Genomic DNA, 19,733 nt, shown 5'->3' with positions numbered 1-19,733 from the left:
CATGACGACGACGATCCCGGCGGGGACCCTGCCCAAGGAATACGAGGACCTACGCGACACGGTGGCCGACTTCGCGCGCTCCGTGGTGGCGCCGGTGTCGGCCAAACACGATGAGGAGCACAGCTTTCCGTACGAGGTCGTCGCGAAGATGGCCGAGATGGGCCTGTTCGGGCTGCCGTTCCCGGAAGAGTACGGCGGCATGGGCGGGGACTACTTCGCGCTGGCATTGGCTTTGGAGGAACTCGGCAAGGTCGATCAATCGGTGGCGATCACTTTGGAAGCCGGTGTCGGTCTGGGGGCCATGCCCATTTACCGGTTCGGCACCGAGGAGCAGAAACAGCAGTGGCTGCCCGACCTGGTCGCCGGCCGCGCGCTGGCCGGCTTCGGGCTCACCGAACCCGGTGCGGGCTCGGACGCCGGTGGCACCCGCACCACCGCCCGCCTCGACGGCGGCGAATGGATCATCAACGGCAGCAAGCAGTTCATCACCAACTCCGGCACCGACATCACCTCGCTGGTCACCGTCACCGCGGTGACGGGCACCATCGCCGACGGCAAGAAGGAGATCTCGACGATCATCGTGCCCAACGGCACACCGGGTTTCATCGTCGAGCCCGTCTACAACAAAGTCGGCTGGAACGCCTCGGACACCCATCCGCTGACCTTCGACGACGCCCGGGTCCCCGAAGAGAACCTGCTGGGCACCCGCGCCAAGGGTTACGCGAACTTCCTGTCCATCCTCGACGAGGGCCGGATCGCGATCGCCGCGCTCGCGACGGGGGTGGCGCAGGGCTGCGTCGACGAAAGCGTCAAGTACGCCAAGGAACGTCAGTCCTTCGGCCAGCCGATCGGCTCCTACCAGGCCATCAGCTTCAAGATCGCGCGCATGGAAGCCCGTGCCCACGCCGCCCGCACCGCCTACTACGACGCCGCGGCAAAGATGTTGGCCGGCAAGCCATTCAAGAAGGAAGCGGCGATCGCGAAGATGATCTCGTCGGAAGCCGCGATGGACAACGCGCGGGACGCCACCCAGATCCACGGTGGATACGGGTTCATGAACGAGTACCCGGTGGCTCGCCACTACCGCGACAGCAAGATCCTCGAAATCGGTGAAGGCACAACGGAGGTGCAGTTGATGTTGATCGCACGGTCGCTGGGGTTGTCATGAGCGACACCGACGCCGCCGCCCCTTCCGAGGGTGAATCTGACGACACAGCCTCGGCGAGTCGCGTCGCAGATGTCACAGTCGGGGCAAGGATCGTCCAGCGCGGTTTGTGGTTCGAGGAGTTCGAGGTCGGCACCATCTATCTGCACCGGCCCGGCCGTACCGTCACCGAGGCCGACAACGTGTTGTTCACCACGCTGACGATGAATACCCAGTCGCTGCATCTGGACGCCGCGTGGGCCGCCGAACAGCCGGGCTTTCGCGGTGAGCGACTGGTGAATTCGATGTTCACCCTGTCCACGCTGGTCGGTCTTTCCGTCGCGCAGCTGACGTTGGGCACCATCGTCGCCAACCTCGGTTTCGCCGAGGTGTCGTTCCCCAAACCCGTCTTCCACGGCGACACCTTGTACGCCGAGACGGTGTGCACCGACAAGCGCGAGTCGAAAAGCCGTCCTGGAGAAGGCATTGTCACCTTGCAGCACACCGGTCGTAACCAGCACGGCGACGTCGTGGCACGGGCAGTGCGCACCACGCTGGTGCAGAAGCGGCCGAGCGAGGCGGGGCAATGAGCCTGCGCGATGCCGGACCGGGCTGGCTGTTCTGTCCGGCTGACCGGCCCGAGCGCTTCGCGAAAGCCGCCGCCGCGGCCGACGTGGTGATCCTCGATCTCGAAGACGGTGTGGCCGAGCCGGACAAGCCGGCCGCCCGTAATGCGTTGCGCGACACACCACTTGACCCCGCGCGCACCGTCGTCCGGATCAACGCCGCAGGCACCGACGAGTACGCTCGCGACCTCGAAGTCCTGGCTGAGACGCCGTACACCACGGTGATGCTGCCCAAGACGGAGTCAGCCGCGCAGATCACAGCGCTGGCGCCGCGCGACGTCATCGCGTTGGTCGAAAGTGCGCGGGGTGCGGTGTTCGCCACCGAAATCGCCGCCGCAGACGGCGTGGTAGCGATGATGTGGGGCGCGGAGGATCTGACCGTCTCGCTGGGTGGCAGTTCCAGCCGGTGGCCCGACGGACATTACCGCGACGTCGACCGGCACGTCCGGTCGACGATCCTGCTGGCGGCCTCCGCCTTCGGCCGGCTCGCGCTGGACGCCGTGCACCTCGACATCCGCGACATCGACGGTTTGCGGGATGAGGCCGTCGACGCCGCCACCGTCGGGTTCGACGTGACCGTATGCATCCACCCCAGTCAGGTTCCGGTGGTGCGCAGCGCTTACCGGCCCAGCGACGACAAGCTGGACTGGGCCCGGCGCGTGCTGGCGGCGGCCAAGACCGAGCGCGGAGTGTTCGCGTTCGAAGGGCAGATGGTCGACTCCCCGGTGCTGCGGCACGCGGAAAGCATGCTGCGACGCGCTGGGGAATCCGCAACCTGACCGTGAGCGCGGAACTGCTGTGGGCCATCGTCGCTCTCGTCGAATTCGCGGGCCTCATCGCGGTGGGAATCGTGCTGATCGTGTCGCGGCGGCAATTGACTGGAGCCCGAAAGGCGCTGGCGCGGCTGCGCCAAGACCGACCGCGTCGTAGACGGCCGCCCGGGGTGGCTCCTCTTGCGGTCAGGACCGTTTGGCGCACCGCGGATTCATTGATCAACAGGGGCCTAGGTGCCACCGTCCGCAACTCGGTGGAGGACTTGGCGGGTTGGGCGCGGGTTGAACGACCCGACCTGGCCAGGATGACAGCCGACGGCAACGTGGTGATCGCCTTCTCGGACATCGAGGGTTCCACCGAACTCAACGAGGAACTCGGCGATCGAGGTTGGGTGAAGCTGCTGGAACGCCACAACAAGTTGATCAGCAAGCAGGTCGGCGACAACGGCGGACACGTCGTCAAAACTCAGGGCGACGGTTTCATGATCGCCTTCTCCGATCCCGTCAAGGCCGTGCGCTGCAGTATGGCCGTGCAACGCGCGCTACGGTCCGAACCCGAACGGTGGGAACGCATCCGGGTCCGCATCGGTCTGCACATGGGCAGCTCAGTGCGGCGCGGCGACGATCTGTTCGGCCGCAATGTGGCGATGGCTGCGCGGGTCGCGGGCGAGGCCGAGGGTGGGGAAGTGTTGGTCAGTGCGCCGATTCGGGAGGCGGTTTCAGGGGCGTCCGATATCGCGCTGGACGCACCCCGCGAGGTCGAACTCAAGGGCTTCCGCGGTACGTACGAGCTTTATCCGGTGCGATGTGTCGCCGATGTCGACCCCGACTAGCCGTCGCTCAGGGGCACACTCCCCGAGTGGGGCTGTCGACGCACTGCTGGACCTGAAGCGCGTGGGTGGTGCTGGGCGTTGACGGATCACCGCATCCGCCGGCCACTTTTGTCGACGTGATCGAACCGGCCAGACTTCCTACGGCGAACGTGTAGACGAGATCCGCCGCTGCCTTGGTCCCGTCCGGGCAGGTCCAGCCCTGGCTGTCGGTGCGGTTGATCGTCCATGGGCCGCCCGGGGTTTTGTTGATCGCGGCGCCCCAGGTCTTGGGTGTCGACACCCAACCACTGCAGTTGCCCGAAGGGTCGCAGGTGGTGTTGATCAGCAGGATGTCACCGAGCTGATTGGAAGGGGAGCCGTCGACGACGGCCCGGTAGTGGCCGTTGAGGCTGTCGTCGGCTGCGGCGACGCCCGACGTGGCCAGCGTGGCGTAGCCGAGAACGGTGAGGATCGTCAGCGTGCGAGTGATGCCCATGACGCTGCATCATCGCAGAAAATCCCTTGGCGCGGAATCAAAAGTTCATGCCGGAGAACATCATCCGCCCCGGATCGTACTTCTGGCGGACGGCGCTGAGCCGGGCCAGGTTGGCGCCGAAGTACCGCGACGGCGGCTGGTTGGGTTCGATGTAGTTCACGTAGCCACCAGCCGAATACGGTTGCACCGCTTGATGTGCGGTGGTGAGCCAGCCGGCGGCCGCCGACGGGGAACCGGCCGTTTCGACGTACCACTGCACCATCGCGGAGTGCCGCCGGTACGGGAAGGCCGTGGCGTCGCCGGCCACACTGGCCAGCGCGCCGTCGAGGGCATGCATGATCACCAGACCTCGCCCGGCCCCACGTGGAAATGTGTCGAGCGCCGAAGCGATTCCCTTGGCGGCACCGGCGTTGATCGTCGGGAAGACATCGGAACCACCGACGTATCCCAGCGGGGACGGGTTGAGGTTCTCCACGGCCAGATACTTCACCAGGTCCAGATAGTTGAGCGTCAGGTTCTCGGTCCTGGTCGGTTGTACACCGACCGCCGAAACAATCGCGCCCGCAACGCTGTTGGCGGTCCCGACCGGGGACGTCGCCATGATGCGGCACTGCGTGCCCATCCCGTCGACGGTGGCGTCGGCCAGCGCCCAGAACTTGCGGTCGACGGTACGCAGCCAGCTCTGCCAGCCGAGCAGAACCTGCGCGAACGTCTGCGGCGGAAAGAAGATGTTGACGACGTCGACGTCCTCGCTGGCAAACGTGGTGTAGGTCAACGAAGTTGTCACCCCGAAGTTGCCGCCGCCGCCACCCCGCAACGCCCAGAACAGGTCGGGGTTGCTAGTGGCCGACGCGGTGACCGCCTGCCCGCCGGGCAGCACCACGTTCGCCGACGCCAGCTGGTCGCAGAGCAGTCCGGCGTGCCGCGACTGTGCACCGATGCCGCCACCCAAGGTGTGTCCCGCCGCACCGACGGTCGGGCAGGTACCCGTCGGGATGCCTCGGCCCGCGGCGGCCAGCGTCTGGTGCATCGCAAACAGATGCGTTGCGGGCGTGACGGTGATCTGTCCGCTGGCGGGGTCGTATTTGGGATCCCCGGGTAGCCCGCGCAGGTCGATTACCAGGGCTCCGTCTGCCGTGGACGCTCCGATGTAGGAGTGCCCGCCGCTGCGCGCGGCGACCTTGAGCTTGCGGGTAGCCGCGAACGCCATCGCTTTCTGCACGTCCGCGGCCGACGTCACGTTGACGACCGCCGCCGGTGTCGAACCGTTGTAGTTGGTGTTGAAAACCTGCTTGGCCGAACCGAATTGCCCGTTCTCCGGTTCAATGACCTGCCCGCCGATGGCTCCCGACAGACTGCCCCAGTCGGCGCTGTTGGGTGCGGCACCGGCGCGGGCGGTCCCGAAGACCGCCCCGGCGGCCAAGGTCCCGACGGCAGCCCGCAGAAACGTCTGCCGCGAGAACTGTGCCGTCGGTTCGCCAGCTACCGTCATGCCCGCATTCTGGGGCACCTGGTGTCATCAGTCGGATCGGCGGCGCGGCCCGTCACCGGATTGATCGACGATCGTGATGTCCGCCTGACTGGATTACCTACTTGCCGCGCCAGCGCAGCACGTCGAGTGCGACCGCCACATTGACGCTGCACTCGGCCAGCGGACGCGGCAACAGTTCGTCGGCGCGGGCCAGACGCCGCAGCAGCGTGTTGCGATGGGTATAGAGCCGTGTCGCGGCGCGCGACGCATTGCACTGCTCATGCACGAAAACCCTTACGGTCTCCTGTAGTTCGTGTCCCGCCTGTTCCAGTGCGCCCAGGGTGTGGCGGACGAACTCGGTGGCGCGGTCGGTGTCGGCGGTGATCAAGGCGACCAGTTCCACGTCGGCGAACCGCGCGACACGTCGCGGTGATTGCAGGCGCGCCAACATCTGTTGGGTGGTGATGGCGTCGAAGTGACTGCGCCGGAAACCGTCGATGCCCTCGGCGCAGGGTCCTACCGCGACACGGATATCGGGCCGGGCTTCGATCGAATCACGCAGCGCGCCAATGTCTATCGATCTCGCCGGTATCCATACCCAGCGGGTGGCCGTGGAAGCGAGGACGGTGAGCGGTCGCACCCCGGCGGCGTGTCCGAACGACTCGGCGGCCGAATCCAGTCCGGCCATGTCGCCCGCCGGATCGTCGCTCCAGATCACGGCGGCGACGTGCGGTCCGGTCAGGGCGTACCCGAGTCGTGCCTCGGCGCGCTTTCGGGTGATGGGGGCCCCGTCGAGGATCAGGGCGACGGTCTCGAGTCGTTCGGCATGGGTCCCGCGGGTGAGATCGTCGCGTTCCTGCTCGATCTGTGCGGCGATACCCGCCAGGGTTCCGTCGATGAAAGCGCTGATCGAGCGGGAGCAGACGTCGAGCAATTCGTGCAATTCGGCCGGATCCGAAGTCAGCGAGAACGCGATCTCCATCAGCCGGCGCCACGCCACTGCCTCCCCGATCCGGTACGCGTCGAGGGTGAACGGGGTCAGTCCGCGCCGGGCGACCTCGCGCGCGATATTCATCGGCTCCGGCCCGCTGTTCGGGGGTACCGGCGCACCGGGGTCGCGCACGTTGGCCGCGCCCCAGAAGTACATGTTTGCTCGGTTGCTGCGACCGACCGCGGCGGCCAGCTCGGGGTCGGCCGCCAACGCCGGGCTGGCCGCGAGCACTTCGGCGTCGAGTTCGTCGAGCCACTCGGCACGCGGATTGACGGTGATCTGCGCACACTGCCGGATCAGCTCCCTGACCGGCTCCGACGGACGCTTCCAGGACATGCAGCCACCATAAGTCAGTGGTGCAAATTGCACCACGAAGCCGCCAGGAATGGTCGAATCCTATCTTGGTCGCGGCGACCGGGACCGAGACCATGGACGCAGTACACGCATCCGGCGTCAGGAGCCATGTCATGTCCCGCATATCTACAACCACCGAGGTCGAGCACGTCGACGTCCTCATCGTCGGCGCCGGTATCTCGGGCATCGGTGCCGCCTACTACCTGCAGCGCGAGCATCCCGGTCGCAGCTACGCGATCCTCGAAGCGCGCGGTGCGACCGGCGGCACCTGGGATCTGTTCCGCTATCCCGGGATTCGTTCGGACTCCGATCTGCACACCTTCGGCTATGAGTTCAAGCCGTGGCGCGACGAGGACGCCATCGCCACCGCCGACAAGATCCTGGCGTATCTGCGCGAGACCTCCGCCGAGAACGGCATCGACGGCAACATCCGTTTCCACCACAAGGTGCGCGGCGCCGCGTGGTCGAGTTCCGACGCACGGTGGGTCGTCGATGTCGAGCGCACCGACACCGGTGAGACGACGCAGATCAGCGCCAATTGGTTGTTCTGCGCCGGCGGCTATTACCGCTACGACGAGGGCTTCACCCCGCACTTCGAGGGCCGCGAGCGGTTCGCCGGGCAGATCGTGCACCCGCAGCACTGGCCCGAGGACCTCGACTACGCCGGCAAGAAGGTGGTCATCATCGGCAGTGGCGCAACGGCCGTCACCATGTTGCCGGCAATGGCCGAACGGGCGGGGCACGTCACCATGCTGCAGCGTTCGCCGACCTACATCATGCCGGTGCCGTCCAAGGACGTCTTCGCCAATACGGCACGAAAGCTGTTCGGCGACAGGCTCGGTTACGCACTGGCCCGTCGTAAGAACATCGGTCAGCAGCGCGCCGTGTATCAGTTCTGCCAGAAGTATCCGGGCCTGGCCAAGAAGATCATCCGCAGCGTCAACGCCAAGCGGTTGCCCAAGGGCTATCCGGTCGACGAGCACTTCAGCCCCGCGTACAACCCGTGGGACCAGCGGCTGTGCGCGGTACCCGACTCCGACCTGTTCCGGGCGATCAGCAACGGCAGCGCATCGGTGGTCACCGACCGCATCGTGACGTTCACCGAAACCGGGATCCAGCTGGAATCCGGCCGCGAACTCGACGCCGACATCATCGTCACCGCAACGGGTTTGAATCTTCAGGCGTTCGGCGGCATGTCGCTGGTGGTCGACGGCGAGCCGGTCGAGCTGCCCGAGCGGGTCGCCTACAAGGGGATGATGCTGTCCGACGTACCGAATTTCGCCTACGCGATCGGCTACACCAACTCCTCGTGGACGCTGAAGGTCGGCCTGCTGTGCGAGCACTTCTGCCGGCTGCTGGCGCACATGGACGCCAACGGCTACGACACCGCGCGCCCGGTGCTCGACGACCCGGACATGGAAACCCGCCCGCTGCTGGACTTTTCGGCCGGCTATGTGCGGCGCGCGGTCAACCAGCTGCCCCGCCAGGGTGCCAGCCAGCCGTGGTTGACGTCGATGAGTTACCACGCCGACGTCAAACTGCTGCGCAACGACGCCGTCGTCGACCCGGCGTTGCAACTGACGAGTTCGGCTGACGTGCCCAGCCGGGAAGCCGTTCCGGTCTGAGGTTGGGCTGATTGCATTCAGTCTGCGCTGAGAGCGACGTCTACTCGCAAAACCACGCCCTCAGCGCAGAATCAACACTTGCCGTCCGTGATCGAGAGCCTGCGACGATGATCAAGAGAGTCAGTGCTATGGGAATCCACGCTTTCAAGGCGCCGTAGGCACGTGCACACTTGTGGGCATGGACGCATGTGAGATCACCGCGGTCACCGCTAGGCCCCTGCCCCCGACGTCACCGTGGCTGGCGTGACCGCCCACGCAGGCGGGCCCGAACCGCGCCGCAAGTTGAACGGCATCTCAGACGTACGTGCGTTCTTCCACACCAACACCGTGCCGCTGTACTTCATCTCGCCGACCCCCTTCAACCTGCTCGGGATCGACCGCTGGGTTCGAAACTTCTTCTACCTGACCTACTTTGACTCCTTCGAGGGCGTGCACTCGCGTGTGTTCGTGCCGCGGCGGCGCGACCGCATCGACTTCGACTCGATGGGGGATGTGTGCAACCACCTGCTGCGTGATTCCGAGACACTCGAGTTCATCGCCGGCAGGGGGCCCGGCGGCAAGGCCTGCTTCGTGATGATGGACGAGGAGACACAGGCCCTCGCGCGCCAGGCCGGGCTGGAAGTCATGCACGCTCCGGTGGAGTTGCGCCATCGGCTGGGCTCCAAGATCGTCATGACCCGCCTGGCCGACGAGGCGGGCGTCCGGAGTGTCCCGAACGTGATCGCGCGAGCCGGTTCGTACGAGGAGCTGTCGGCGCTGGCGCAGCAGGCGGGTCTGGGTGACGACCTCGTCGTCAACGCCGCCTACGGCGCCGCCGGGTCGGGCACGTTCTTCGTGCGCGGCCAGCGCGACTGGGACGATCACGCCGCTGACCTGGCCGGTCAGGAAGTCAAGGTGATGAAGCGCATCCGCAACGTCGAGGTGTGCATCGAGGGCACCGTGACGCGGCACGGCACCGTGATCGGCCCGGCCATGACGAGTCTCGTCGGGTATCCGGAGCTGACGCCGGCCAAGGGCGGCTGGTGCGGCAACGACATCTGGCGCGAGGTCCTGCCGCCCGCGCAGACGCACGCCGCGCGGGAAATGGTGCGAAAGCTGGGCGATGTCCTGGGCCGCGAGGGCTACCGCGGCTACTTCGAGGTGGACCTGCTGCATGACCTGGACTCCGACGAGCTCTACCTCGGCGAGGTGAACCCGCGCCTGAGCGGCGCGAGCCCGATGACGAACCTGACCACCGAGGCCTACGCCGACATGCCGCTGTTCCTGTTCCACCTGCTCGAATACATGGACGTGGAGTACGAGCTCGACATCGACGCGATCAACTCGCGCTGGGAGCGCGGCTACGGCGAAGACGAGGTCTGGAGTCAGCTGATCATCAACGAGACCGCGCCGGATCTCGAGATCTTCACCGCGACGCCACGTACCGGTGTGTGGCGCATCGACGACGACGGGCGCGTCTCGTTTGCGCGCCCCGCCAACGATTGGGCCACGCTGCTCGACGGGTCCGAGGCGTTCTACATGCGGGTGGCGGCGCCCGGCGACTTGCGTTGTGAGGGCGCCCAACTCGGAGTGCTGTTCACCCGCGGGCACCTGCAGACCCCCGACTACCAGCTGACCGAGCGTTGCCAGCGCTGGGTGAAGGGCATCAAGTCCAAGTTCGTCTCGACACCTCTGACGCCGACTGCAGCGATCGTCTCTCGACTCGTAGCACGAGCGTGAGCCGCCCGGCCGGCATTTCACTGGCCAACTGGCTGTCGGAGCCCTACGCGCAGTGGTCTTTTCAGCACGTCGAAGACTTCGTGCCGACTGCTTTGATCGCGCGCGGGGACGGGCCGGTCGCAGAGTTACCGGCGGTCGACGCGGGGTTGGCCGAGGTCCGGGTGAACCGGACGGACGGGGTGGCCACCCGGGTCGGCACCGTGATGGCCACCACCGCCACCGACGGATGGGCCGTCGCTCACCGCGGTTCGTTGGTGGCCGAGGAGTACCTGGGCGGCATGGGACAACAGACCCGGCACCTGTTGTTCTCGGTGAGCAAGTCGCTGGTGGGAGCGGTCGCGGGCGCGTTGCACGGCGCCGGGGCCATCGATCTCGACTCGCCGGTCACGGATTACGTTCCCGCACTGGGGGATTGCGGCTACGCCGGGGCGACCGTGCGTCATCTGCTGGATATGCGCTCAGGTATCGCCTTCTCGGACAACTACCTGCACCCGACGGCCGAGATACACCAGCTCGACCAGGCCCTCGGGTGGGCGCCCCGCAGTGGGCCGGACGGCCCCACCACGCTGCGGGATTTCCTGCTCACCCTGCGGCAGAAGTCAGCGCACGGCGGGCCGTTCCAATATCGCTCCTGTGAAACCGACGTCCTCGGCTGGATGTGCGAGGTCGTAGCCGGCCAGCGGATGCCGGAGCTGATGTCGGATCTGCTGTGGAGCCGCATCGGGGCCCAGTGCGACGCCACGATCGGCGTCGACAGCGAGGGCACCGGATTGTTCGACGGCGGCATCAGCGCATGTCTGACCGACATGATTCGGTTCGGGTCGCTGTTCCTGCGCGACGGCGTCTCATTGACCGGCCGGCAAGTGGTGCCGGCGGCGTGGATCGCCGACACCCTGCAAGGTGGGCCCGACTCACGGGAGGCGTTCGCCGCCAGCCCCGACGACAACGAGATGCCCGGCGGGATGTACCGCAACCAGGTGTGGTTCCCCTATCCGGGCAGCAACGTCGTGTTGTGTCTGGGCATGTGCGGTCAGGTCATCTACATCAACCGCGCCGCAGAGGTGGTGGCCGCCAAGATTTCCAGCCAGTCGGAGTCCTCTGAGGAACCGATGCTGTTGGACACGCTGCGGGCGTTCGATGCGGTGGCGCGCGAGCTGGGTGGCTGACCGGTTAGAGCGCGGTCTGCCCGTCGCTGCCGTTGTCGTTCGGACTGAATGAGGTGCCGAAACCGCCCTGGCCGCCGGTCCCGCCGACTGTGCCGCCGTTGCCCCCGTTGTTGTCAAGAGGGGCGATGCCCGCGCCACCTGCCGGCACGGCGCCGGGCGAACCATTGGCATCGTAGGCGCCGCCTCCGCCTCCACCGCCGACACCACCCGCGCCTGTAGCGCCGGCGCCACCAGTGAACCCGTCGCTGGCGTCGCCGCCGTCGCCGCCCCTGCCGGCGACACCGCTCGATGACCCGGCACCGCCTCCGCCGCCGCCACCGCCGGTGGCCGCCTCGCCTTCTGCTGCGAAACCGCCGGCGCCGCCCCCGCCCCCGCCGCCGCCCTTGCCGCCGGTTGCGGTGGTAGTAGTGGCGCCGGTTCCGCCACCCCCACCGTCCCCACCGTTTGCGGTGGTCAGGTCGAAGAACCCTCCGCCGAAGTTCGCGGTGCCACCGTTACCGCCGACGCCACCCGACCCGCCGGAGTTGCCGGGGCCAGCGGCGCCTAGGCCGGCGCCGCCGCTACCGCCCTTGCCGCCGGCGCCGCCACCGCCGCCACCACCGCCGTGAGCCGGTCCATCGTCGGGATTGCCCTGGCCGCGCGCGGCATTACCCCCGTTGCCGCCGTCGCCGCCGTCGCCGGCCTTCGCGCCGTCACCGTTGGTCCCACCCGCCGGGGCGGCACCGCCATTGCCGCCGGCCCCGCCGCGGCCGCCGTTACCCCCCTGGCCGCCGGGTTGTCCGTTGACGGTAGAGGCGCCGTCACCGCCATCCCCGGCGGCGCCGCCCTGGGCGCCGGCACCGGCCTTGGCGCCCGGACCGCCAACGTCGCCGCCCGCGCCTCCGTCGCCGCCGTTACCGCCGGTACCGCCGTTTCCCGGGTTATCGGAGGCGACCGGTGTCTTACCGGCGGCGCCACCGCCTCCGACGCCACCCGCGCCACCGTTGCCACCATCGCCGTAGTTGCCACCGACACCGCCAGCCGACCCGCCGGTACCGCCGTGACCGCCCGCACCACCATTACCACCGGCTTGGCCGGTGGTCAGCAACTGCGCGTCAAAGCCTCCGGCGGCCGCGCCACCGGCGCCGCCCTTGCCGCCGTCGCCGTTGGTTGCGCCTCCGGTGGCGGTGCCTCCGTTGCCGCCGGTGCCGCCGTTTCCACCGTTACCACCGCTGCCGGACACGTTGCTATAGTTGCCGCCCACACCGCCGTTAGCGCCGCCGCCGCCCGCACCGCCGGTACCAGCCGTGGCGCCTTTCCCAAGCGCGGCACCGCCATCTCCACCTGCGCCCCCGTTACCGCCGGAACCACCATTGCTTTTTGCGGGACTCAACGGGTCGAGCCCAGACGCGCCGCCGCCTCCGGCGCCACCAGCTCCGCCGTCTCCACCATCACCGAAGGCGCCGCCGAGGCCGCCAGTGCCGGCCGCCCCGCCGGTACCGCCATTACCGCCTATGCCGCCGTCACCACCGTTGCGGCCGAAATCAGTGAGCGACCAGTCAGACCCGGCGCCGCCCTTGCCGCCCCTGCCGCCGGTGCCACCGTCGCCTGCCGCCGCTAGATCGCCGCCGGCGTTCCCGCCGGTCCCGCCGGCGCCGCCGTGGCCGGCGTTCCCGGCACCGTCGTTGAGGAAGCCGTTCACGCCGGCGCCACCGTCGCCACCGTTGCCGCCCTTACCCCCAGCGCCGTCGGCGCCCTTGGCGCCGGTCAGTCCTCCGCCCGCGCCGCCGGTGCCACCGGTCCCGCCGGTACCCCCCTGGCCGCCGTTGCCGCCGATTTCGGGATCGATGTCGTCGTGATAGCCGGCACGACCCTCGGCACCGCGACCACCCACACCACCGGCCCCGGCATCGCCGCCCTTGCCGTCGGCGCCGCCGGTGCCACCGCTGCCGGCCGCCCCGCCGGTCCCGCCGGTCCCGCCCATGCCGCCTCTACCGCCGTTCTCGCCGACGCCGCCGATCGTTCCCGATGCGCTAAATCCAGTGCCACCCTTACCGCCCTGGCCGCCTGCGCCGCCGTCACCGGCCGCCACACCGTCGCCACCGGCCTTACCGCCGGTGCCGCCCGAGCCGCCGTGGCCACCCTGACCTCCGTCCGAGGTCTCGGTGCCAGTGGTACCGATGCCACCTTGGCCGCCGTTGCCACCGTTGCCGCCGACTGCGTCCACACCCTTGGCACCGGCCACTCCGCCACCGGCACCGCCGATACCTCCGTCGCCACCATTGCCGCCATTACCGCCGGTGCCGCCAAACGCTGCATTACTCGCACCGCCACCACCGGCACCACCCGCACCGGCCGCACCCCCTTGGCCGTCGGTGCCGCCGATGCCACCGCTTCCGGCCGCCCCGCCGGTCCCGCCGTTACCACCTAGTCCGCCGTTTTTGCCGTCGACGCCCGTGGTCAGACCCTTCGCGTCGAACCCGGCGCCGCCGTCGCCGCCCTGGCCGCCTTTGCCGCCGTCGCCGTTGATGGCGCCAGCGCCGCCTATCCCGCCGGTGCCGCCTTTACCGCCTTGCCCGCCGGCAGCGCCCGCCACCGCGGACGCGTCGTATCCCGCACCGCCCTGCCCGCCGGCGCCGCCATTACCGCCGGTGCCGGTGGCGCCGGTGGCGCCGTCGATCCCGAATATTCCGCCCGAACCGCCCGCGCCACCCGCCCCTGCGTTACCACCCGCGCCGCCGTTGCCCCCTAGTCCGCCAGGGGTGACCGAATCCAGTCCGGAACCGCCCGTCGCGCCGCTGCCACCCGCCCCACCAGCGCCGCCGAGTCCGCCGGCCCCGCCAGTGCCCAACAGTCCGATGTTGCCGCCGCCGGCACCGCCAGCCCCGCCGTTGCCGCCGCCGGTCCCGGAGGCGCCGGTCAATCCGGGTCCGGCCGCGCCGCCGGACCAACCGTCGCCGCCGGTCCCACCCATCCCGCCAGCCCCGCCGCTGTAGGACGTCGCCCGGTTCAGGCCGCCGGCCCCGCCGACTCCGCCGGTGCCGCCGTTTTGGGTCGCGGTGCCCGTCCCGCCGGTACCGCCGGCACCACCGTGCCCGCCGAAACCGCCCAACCAGCCGCCCGCACCGCCATTGCCACCGGCTGCGCCAACGGCGCCGGCGGCGTCAGCCGCCCCACCAGCCCCGCCAGATCCGCCGTTGCCCCAGAGACCGGCCTCACCGCCAGCCCCGCCGGCCTGCCCGACGCCGCCGGAACCACCGTTGCCGCCGTTGCCCCACAGGATTCCGCCCGCACCGCCGGGCTGGCCGGTGCCGGGCGCGCCGTTGGCGCCGTCGCCGATCAGGGGACGCCCCAGCAGCAAATTGGTGGGGGCATTGATCACGTCGAGAATGGTCTGCTCCAGCGTCTCCGCCGAAAATGCTTCAGCGGCCGCGTAGCTGGCGGCACCCGAGTTCAGCGTCCGCACAAAGTCGGCATGAAACAGCGCCGCCTGCGCGTTGAGTGCCTGAAACTGCTCGGCATAACCCCCGAACAACGATGCGATCGCTACCGACACCTCGTCCTGCGCGGCCGCTGTCACCGAGGTCGTCACGCCCGCCGCCTCCGCATGGGCCGCCCGGAGCGCCGAGCCGATGTCGGACAGATTCTGCGCGGCGGCTATTGCCACCTCCGGCGACACGATCACAACAGATGACATTGCGGCTCCCTCGACATGCCAGCCCCACCGCAGTCATCGGACTCTCCCCAGCCCACACTTCACCGGAAGCGATGCAGGGATGATAGCGACCATCACCACCGGCTGGAGCAAAAACGCCACACTGAAGTTCACCTGGGTTTGGTTCGCCGAGACGCCGGGCGTTCACGTCGATTCGATGCGCCGGAGTATTGACGCGCGCGACTATTCGAGTTGGGCACTGAGCGGGACAAAGGTGCTGCTAAAGCCGTTGTCGGAGGTGATCCTCGGCCGCACCAGGCGCTGCCCCGGCAACGCGCTGCGATTGCACGCGTCCGGCACGGGTGGGGACGAGACAAGGCGGGTCACAGCAAACTCGCGCGGCATTCTGGCGACAATGGTCAACAGGAGTGGCGCTAGCGGTGCTCTTGGCGTGACTTAACCCTCGGGGCACGTCTCAAATATGTTGCGGCGAGAGCACCCCCGGGCCGACGGCATTCGAAAACTCGGTGTCCTTCGGCTGCCGCCGTGGGACGAGTCCGTCAGCAGCGCCAATACCTCGTTAACAGCACCAGCGAGCCGGTCACTGCGGCACCGGCGCACCAGCACGCAACTCGGCCCCGCGGTAGGTATTAATCCCACTTGCCGATCAGACCTCGAACGAACCATGGGCCCCGTCCGGATGGCTCTGACGAGAACGATTCATCCTCGCTTTCGGTCAAGTAGTCTTCGCTGTCGTTCTCCTCTGGCGGTTCCCCGGGTTCGACGAGCATGGCAACGGCGAGTCCGAGTGGACCTAGGAAGAAGAAGGTCGCGAAGAAGTAGCCGACGCCACTGCGATTCTTCTCACTGGCCACGACCGCTGCGACCCCCGCCTGGAGTAGCCAGTACAGGAATAACCCGACCATGGCCGCTACGGCGATCCAGGAACCTAATTGCACGAACGGCTCAGTCGATTTGTCGTTCATGCCGAAGATCATGCGGTATTCGGGATCCGTACGGCTGACGAGGTGCGGTAAACCGCGTCGACTCTTGCAGAGCCTGAGTATTTCGTTTGTCGGCGGGGGCCGCGACGTTCCTCGCTCGCCACGACATAGCTGAAGTCAATATTCTCATTAACTTCACTTGTGAATTTAACTGAAGCTAACTTGAAGTGGTGACTTCACTTCGTCCCGTCAGTTACGAGGACGTTCGGTGGGCGCCGGAGACGAGGCGGTACGCGAGCGCCGTGCTGCCCAAACTCGGCATCTACCACCCAGCTGTGCCCGCTGGCATTGCCGAACTGGTCTTGGACCTACCTCCGTCGGTTCTGGCGGACGCCGAGTCCGCCGGCCGCGAAATCACCCGATTCGATGCCGAATTCGGAAGTGAAATCGCGCCATTTGCCGCCGTTCTGCTGCGGTCGGAGTCCGCCGCCAGCTCGCAGATCGAAAACTTGACCGCATCAGCGCGGGCTATCGCCGAGGCCGAACTATCCGGCGCGAAAACAAAGCGCAACGCCGGGATAATCGTCGCCAACACCGCAGCGATGCAAGCGGCGGTCGCCCTCTCCGACAACATCGACGCCGACGCGATCCTGGCGACGCATCGCGCGTTGATGGTTGACGAGCCGCGCCACACGCCGGGAAAGTTTCGCACCGAGCCGGTGTGGATCGGCGGCGGCTCGACTCCCATCGGCGCGACCTTCGTCGGCCCGTCTTACCAGAAGATCCCCGACGCGATCAGCGACTTGATCGCCTTCGCGCAGCGGGCCGACGTGCCGACGTTGCCCCAGATCGCCGTCAGTCATGCCCAGTTCGAGACCATTCACCCCTTCACCGATGGGAATGGACGTACGGGCCGGGCTTTGGTACAGGCCATGCTGCGCAACAAGGGCCTCGCCCGCCAGGTGACGGCGCCGATTTCAGCTGGGCTGTTGGCCGACACGGACGCATACTTCGCCGCTTTGACGAGCTATCGAGCTGGTGACGCCGCGCCGATTGTCAGACGCTTCTCGAAGGCGACCCTTCTAGCTATCGCCAACGCACGACAACTGGTCGCGGAACTTCGCAGTATCCGGCAGTCGTGGAACGACGTGATCACCGCGCGGTCCGACTCGGCGGTGTGGAAAGTCGCCGATTTGTTGATCCGCCGACCGGTGGTGAACGCTGTGCTGCTGGCACAAGAGTTGGGCATCGACTCCACCAATGCTCACCGCTATCTCAACCCGCTCACCCAGGCGGGAATCCTCGTCGAGACGACAAACGGACCCCGCAACCGAGTGTGGCGGTCGCCGGAAGTGCTCGCGGCGCTCGACGCTTTCGCCGACCGCGCCGGCCGGCGCGGCTGACGCGCGGTTTTCGCGGGCGGTAGTTGACCGCCGGGCGACACGAAGGGCATTCGAAAAACTCGGTGTCCGTCGGCTGCCGCCGTGGACGAGTCCGTCAGCAGCGCCAATAGCCGCTGACGTGAGTCCCGTTCTTCTTCGTGTAGCCGTTTACCCACGTGCAACCGACGTTGGGCGCGTTCACATTAGGAGGGTTGGGCAAGTCGATACCGCCAGGCGGAGGCGCACCAGTCGGCGTCGGCGTAGCGGGGGTGGTGCTGGCAGACGTCGACGTAGTGGGCGTAGTCGTCGCCGCGCAGTACTGCGACTGCGGATAGTCCACGCACAGTTGCCGGTCGACATGTGTCCACTGGCCGGCAGTGCACATCGAATAGGTCCCGCCCGAGTCAGGCCTGATTGCCCCGGTCTGGCAGTCGGCATGGGCGATTGGCGCGCCGAAGCACGCGATGAGACCGCCGGCCACGACGACGCCGGCCTGGACGACTGAAATGATACGCACGTACCAGAACTTACCAAGACCGTGCCGAGGTAGCTGGCAAACGGACAACAAAGTGTCTGCAAGATACCTCCTTCGCGCCCCGGGAAGGGGAAATGCGCGGATCATAGCGCTGGCGTCCCGGTGTGTTGATGCGATCTGATCGGCGTGGCGCGACTCGTCTGGCCAGATGCCATACCGGCAGCACCGCCGCGGCAGTGGGCCAGACGAAGTTCGTGGTGGTCCTCAGTCGCGAGGTAGGTCGTCGCCGACCGCATCCTCCTCGCCCCGATCCTCCGCACTATCGAGAGGATCTTCGGACGTGTCGTTGAGGTTGTCGAGGTAATGCCGAACGGCGATGACTGCTTCATGCTCCCTGAAGTCCGGCTCATGCGCGTCCGGGGCATGAATCGCGCCCTGCCATGCATCAGCGCTGCGGTATGCCTCGATAGCCGCAAGCACCTCACTGGGTGTGCGGTGCGGGTACTCATCGGTGACTAGGCCGGGGTTGTCGCCGTCCCCAAATGCTTTGGCCAGCAGTTGCTCAGGAGTGGCCGCCTCCAATGACCGCGCGATCGCGAACACCGGGTACGGCCTACCGCCCCAGACACCCTTGAGAGAGTGCGTTCCGAGGAGATATGCCGCACGGCCGCGCTGGGTCTTGTCATCGTTGTAGTGCTTGAACAGCAGGTGAGCGACCTCGACGGTCAGCACGAAGTAGCTACGCGCCGCGAACTTGAGGACGCGGAATCCAGTGTCGATGCTCGGACCGACGAAGTCCGTTGCGAAGTTGATCGCGAAGTTCCCAGTTGTATCGGCGCTGTTGAGCGTTGCTTCGTTCGTCTCCTCCGCGTCGATCTGCGATCCTTCGTCGGAGGTCTGGATGGTGCGGGGGATCGCAACCCGGCGGTCTGGTGCAGGGACGGTCGCTAAGAACGCGCCGCCCTTAAGCGTCATTGGTGTCTTCCCCAGCAAGTGTTGGATCTCGAACTCGAGCATCGTGGCTGTCCACGCGTCGATGGCGTCGCTGCACTCTTGCTCTGATTGGATCCTGAACGAGAAGATCAACTCGTCGCCAATGGCCTTCCACAGCGAGAGACGGTCCCTCAGAACCGGATATGACTCGTTGATCTTGTTTGCCAGTAGCGAGGGGAATTCGCTGTAGAAGGCGAGGAAGGTCGCAATCCATCCGCCCTCGCTCTTCTGCTTGAACTGGGTCGAGTTCTGCAGATCGCAGGAGAGGAAAAGTATGGATCCGTCTTGATTGAGGCCAGCCGCCATCAGGTGAGAAGGCCGAGATACTCGGCGCGGACCTTCGCCGCCGGGACTGACACCCCGAAGTGCTCAGCGACGGTCACCAGGTTGCAGTCCTGCCGGACGAACACATCCTTGAAGTGGTTCGCAGGCATCAGGAGGTTCGATGCAAACACGTTTGCCTGAGTCTCGGCGACGTTGCGGCCTAGCCGGGCGAACATGGATGTCCGCTCACCGATGCGATGACTTTTGGGGGCTCGGTAGTGCAGGAAGTAGTGCCCGAGCTCATGGGCAATCGTGAACCTGTCACGCAGCCGCGAGGTGTGCGTAGGGATGATTACGGTGAAGTCGCCTGGCTCCCGCACTTCGAGCGATTCTGCGCGGTTGTCGACCTCGATCTCACCACCAAGCTTCTTGAGCAGTGCATGCACATCGACATAGCCATGTTCGTTGATGACTTTGTGTTCATGTGCGATCTGCTCGGCGTACGTCGCGATCGCCGAGTACGACAGCCTCGATCGCGGCGCCTCTACTGCACCCTCACTCATCACGCTCATCGCGTCTACCTCCACCGCAATCATCCCGCATTGATAGGCGTCTCTTAGTACGAGTTGCATCGCACCTGCGCCGGCTCTTGGACGGGGTGTCCGGGGTATTGGGTTATCGGTACTGCGGAGACTAGCGCGCCAGGCCGCCCATCATGACGACCTCAGCTTACGGCGAGGCGCTGACATGTGCGGGAGTTCGGAAGCGGCCGCTTGACGACGGTTCCCGCATCAGCCTCATACGGTAGGGCGCAGTTTCATATTCGTACTTGTCTTCCCCTGCGCCCCCGGCACGACTCGAACG

The 19,733-nt window shown here is 67.1% G+C and carries 17 protein-coding genes; 9 read left to right on the top strand and 8 right to left on the bottom strand.

What is annotated here, in order from left to right; translation table 11 throughout:
- Position 1 precedes the first annotated feature (1 nt).
- From AC5Y47_RS18155 to AC5Y47_RS18140, 4 genes are read left to right on the top strand one after another with little or no spacing between them, the layout of a single operon-like run.
- Positions 2-1,168, top strand: a complete 1,167-nt coding sequence (locus AC5Y47_RS18155; RefSeq protein ID WP_499945619.1) for an acyl-CoA dehydrogenase family protein — start codon at positions 2-4, stop codon at positions 1,166-1,168.
- Positions 1,165-1,734, top strand: coding sequence for a MaoC family dehydratase (locus tag AC5Y47_RS18150; protein WP_499945618.1), 570 nt, complete (start codon positions 1,165-1,167; stop codon positions 1,732-1,734). Before AC5Y47_RS18155 ends, AC5Y47_RS18150 begins: the two co-directional genes overlap by 4 nt.
- Positions 1,731-2,549 carry an HpcH/HpaI aldolase/citrate lyase family protein gene (locus AC5Y47_RS18145; RefSeq protein ID WP_499945617.1) on the top strand — a complete coding sequence of 273 codons (819 nt, stop codon included), beginning with the start codon at positions 1,731-1,733 and terminating at the stop codon, positions 2,547-2,549. Before AC5Y47_RS18150 ends, AC5Y47_RS18145 begins: the two co-directional genes overlap by 4 nt.
- On the top strand, positions 2,546-3,376 hold the full coding sequence (locus AC5Y47_RS18140) for an adenylate/guanylate cyclase domain-containing protein (RefSeq protein WP_499945670.1): 831 nt from the start codon (positions 2,546-2,548) through the stop codon (positions 3,374-3,376). Before AC5Y47_RS18145 ends, AC5Y47_RS18140 begins: the two co-directional genes overlap by 4 nt.
- Positions 3,377-3,383: 7 nt before the next feature.
- Here AC5Y47_RS18140 and AC5Y47_RS18135 read toward each other — a convergent pair whose 3' ends face one another.
- The 3 genes from AC5Y47_RS18135 to AC5Y47_RS18125 all read right to left on the bottom strand — a co-directional run bounded on the left by AC5Y47_RS18135 (position 3,384) and on the right by AC5Y47_RS18125 (position 6,649).
- Entirely contained in the window at positions 3,384-3,851 is a 468-nt protein-coding gene (locus AC5Y47_RS18135) for a hypothetical protein (protein WP_499945616.1), read from the bottom strand.
- A gap of 37 nt (positions 3,852-3,888) precedes the next feature.
- A complete protein-coding gene (locus AC5Y47_RS18130; RefSeq protein WP_499945615.1) occupies positions 3,889-5,343 on the bottom strand; it encodes an FAD-dependent oxidoreductase in 1,455 nt (484 codons plus the stop codon).
- 97 nt (positions 5,344-5,440) lie between these two features.
- On the bottom strand, positions 5,441-6,649 hold the full coding sequence (locus AC5Y47_RS18125) for an Rv1453 family transcriptional regulator (RefSeq protein WP_499945614.1): 1,209 nt from the start codon (positions 6,647-6,649) through the stop codon (positions 5,441-5,443).
- A gap of 131 nt (positions 6,650-6,780) precedes the next feature.
- Here AC5Y47_RS18125 and AC5Y47_RS18120 point away from each other — a divergent pair, with 131 nt between their 5' ends.
- The 3 genes from AC5Y47_RS18120 (at position 6,781) to AC5Y47_RS18110 (ending at position 11,177) form a co-directional block, all read left to right on the top strand.
- A complete protein-coding gene (locus AC5Y47_RS18120) occupies positions 6,781-8,292 on the top strand; it encodes a flavin-containing monooxygenase (protein WP_499945613.1) in 1,512 nt (503 codons plus the stop codon).
- Between the two features lie 243 nt (positions 8,293-8,535).
- A complete protein-coding gene (locus AC5Y47_RS18115; RefSeq protein ID WP_499945612.1) occupies positions 8,536-10,011 on the top strand; it encodes a biotin carboxylase in 1,476 nt (491 codons plus the stop codon).
- On the top strand, positions 10,008-11,177 hold the full coding sequence (locus tag AC5Y47_RS18110; RefSeq protein WP_499945611.1) for a serine hydrolase domain-containing protein: 1,170 nt from the start codon (positions 10,008-10,010) through the stop codon (positions 11,175-11,177). The genes AC5Y47_RS18115 and AC5Y47_RS18110 overlap by 4 nt, the downstream gene beginning before the upstream one ends.
- Positions 11,178-11,181: 4 nt before the next feature.
- On the opposite strand, the gene AC5Y47_RS18105 is transcribed toward AC5Y47_RS18110, so the two are convergent.
- Complete coding sequence (locus AC5Y47_RS18105) at positions 11,182-14,853, bottom strand: PE family protein (protein WP_499945610.1); 3,672 nt, start codon at positions 14,851-14,853, stop codon at positions 11,182-11,184.
- Between the two features lie 79 nt (positions 14,854-14,932).
- On the opposite strand from AC5Y47_RS18105, the gene AC5Y47_RS18100 reads away from it, so the two are divergent.
- Positions 14,933-15,271, top strand: coding sequence for a hypothetical protein (locus AC5Y47_RS18100; protein ID WP_499945609.1), 339 nt, complete (start codon positions 14,933-14,935; stop codon positions 15,269-15,271).
- Between the two features lie 190 nt (positions 15,272-15,461).
- Here the strand turns inward: AC5Y47_RS18100 and AC5Y47_RS18095 are convergent, their stop codons facing one another.
- Positions 15,462-15,797 carry a hypothetical protein gene (locus tag AC5Y47_RS18095; RefSeq protein WP_499945608.1) on the bottom strand — a complete coding sequence of 112 codons (336 nt, stop codon included), beginning with the start codon at positions 15,795-15,797 and terminating at the stop codon, positions 15,462-15,464.
- A 188-nt stretch (positions 15,798-15,985) separates the two neighbouring features.
- On the opposite strand from AC5Y47_RS18095, the gene AC5Y47_RS18090 reads away from it, so the two are divergent.
- Positions 15,986-17,158, top strand: coding sequence for a Fic family protein (locus AC5Y47_RS18090; protein WP_499945607.1), 1,173 nt, complete (start codon positions 15,986-15,988; stop codon positions 17,156-17,158).
- 94 nt (positions 17,159-17,252) lie between these two features.
- Here AC5Y47_RS18090 and AC5Y47_RS18085 read toward each other — a convergent pair whose 3' ends face one another.
- From AC5Y47_RS18085 to AC5Y47_RS18075, 3 genes are all read right to left on the bottom strand, one after another.
- Complete coding sequence (locus AC5Y47_RS18085) at positions 17,253-17,654, bottom strand: hypothetical protein (RefSeq protein ID WP_499945606.1); 402 nt, start codon at positions 17,652-17,654, stop codon at positions 17,253-17,255.
- 222 nt (positions 17,655-17,876) lie between these two features.
- Entirely contained in the window at positions 17,877-18,911 is a 1,035-nt protein-coding gene (locus AC5Y47_RS18080; protein ID WP_499945605.1) for a hypothetical protein, read from the bottom strand.
- Positions 18,911-19,465 carry an ImmA/IrrE family metallo-endopeptidase gene (locus AC5Y47_RS18075; protein ID WP_499945604.1) on the bottom strand — a complete coding sequence of 185 codons (555 nt, stop codon included), beginning with the start codon at positions 19,463-19,465 and terminating at the stop codon, positions 18,911-18,913. Before AC5Y47_RS18075 ends, AC5Y47_RS18080 begins: the two co-directional genes overlap by 1 nt.
- Between the last annotated feature and the right edge of the window lie 268 nt (positions 19,466-19,733).

The sequence above is a fragment of the Mycobacterium sp. NGS22 genome (genome assembly GCF_059813095.1).
The sequence above is the reverse complement of the archived record's forward strand: the minus strand, read 5'-3'. Positions and strand labels throughout refer to the sequence as shown.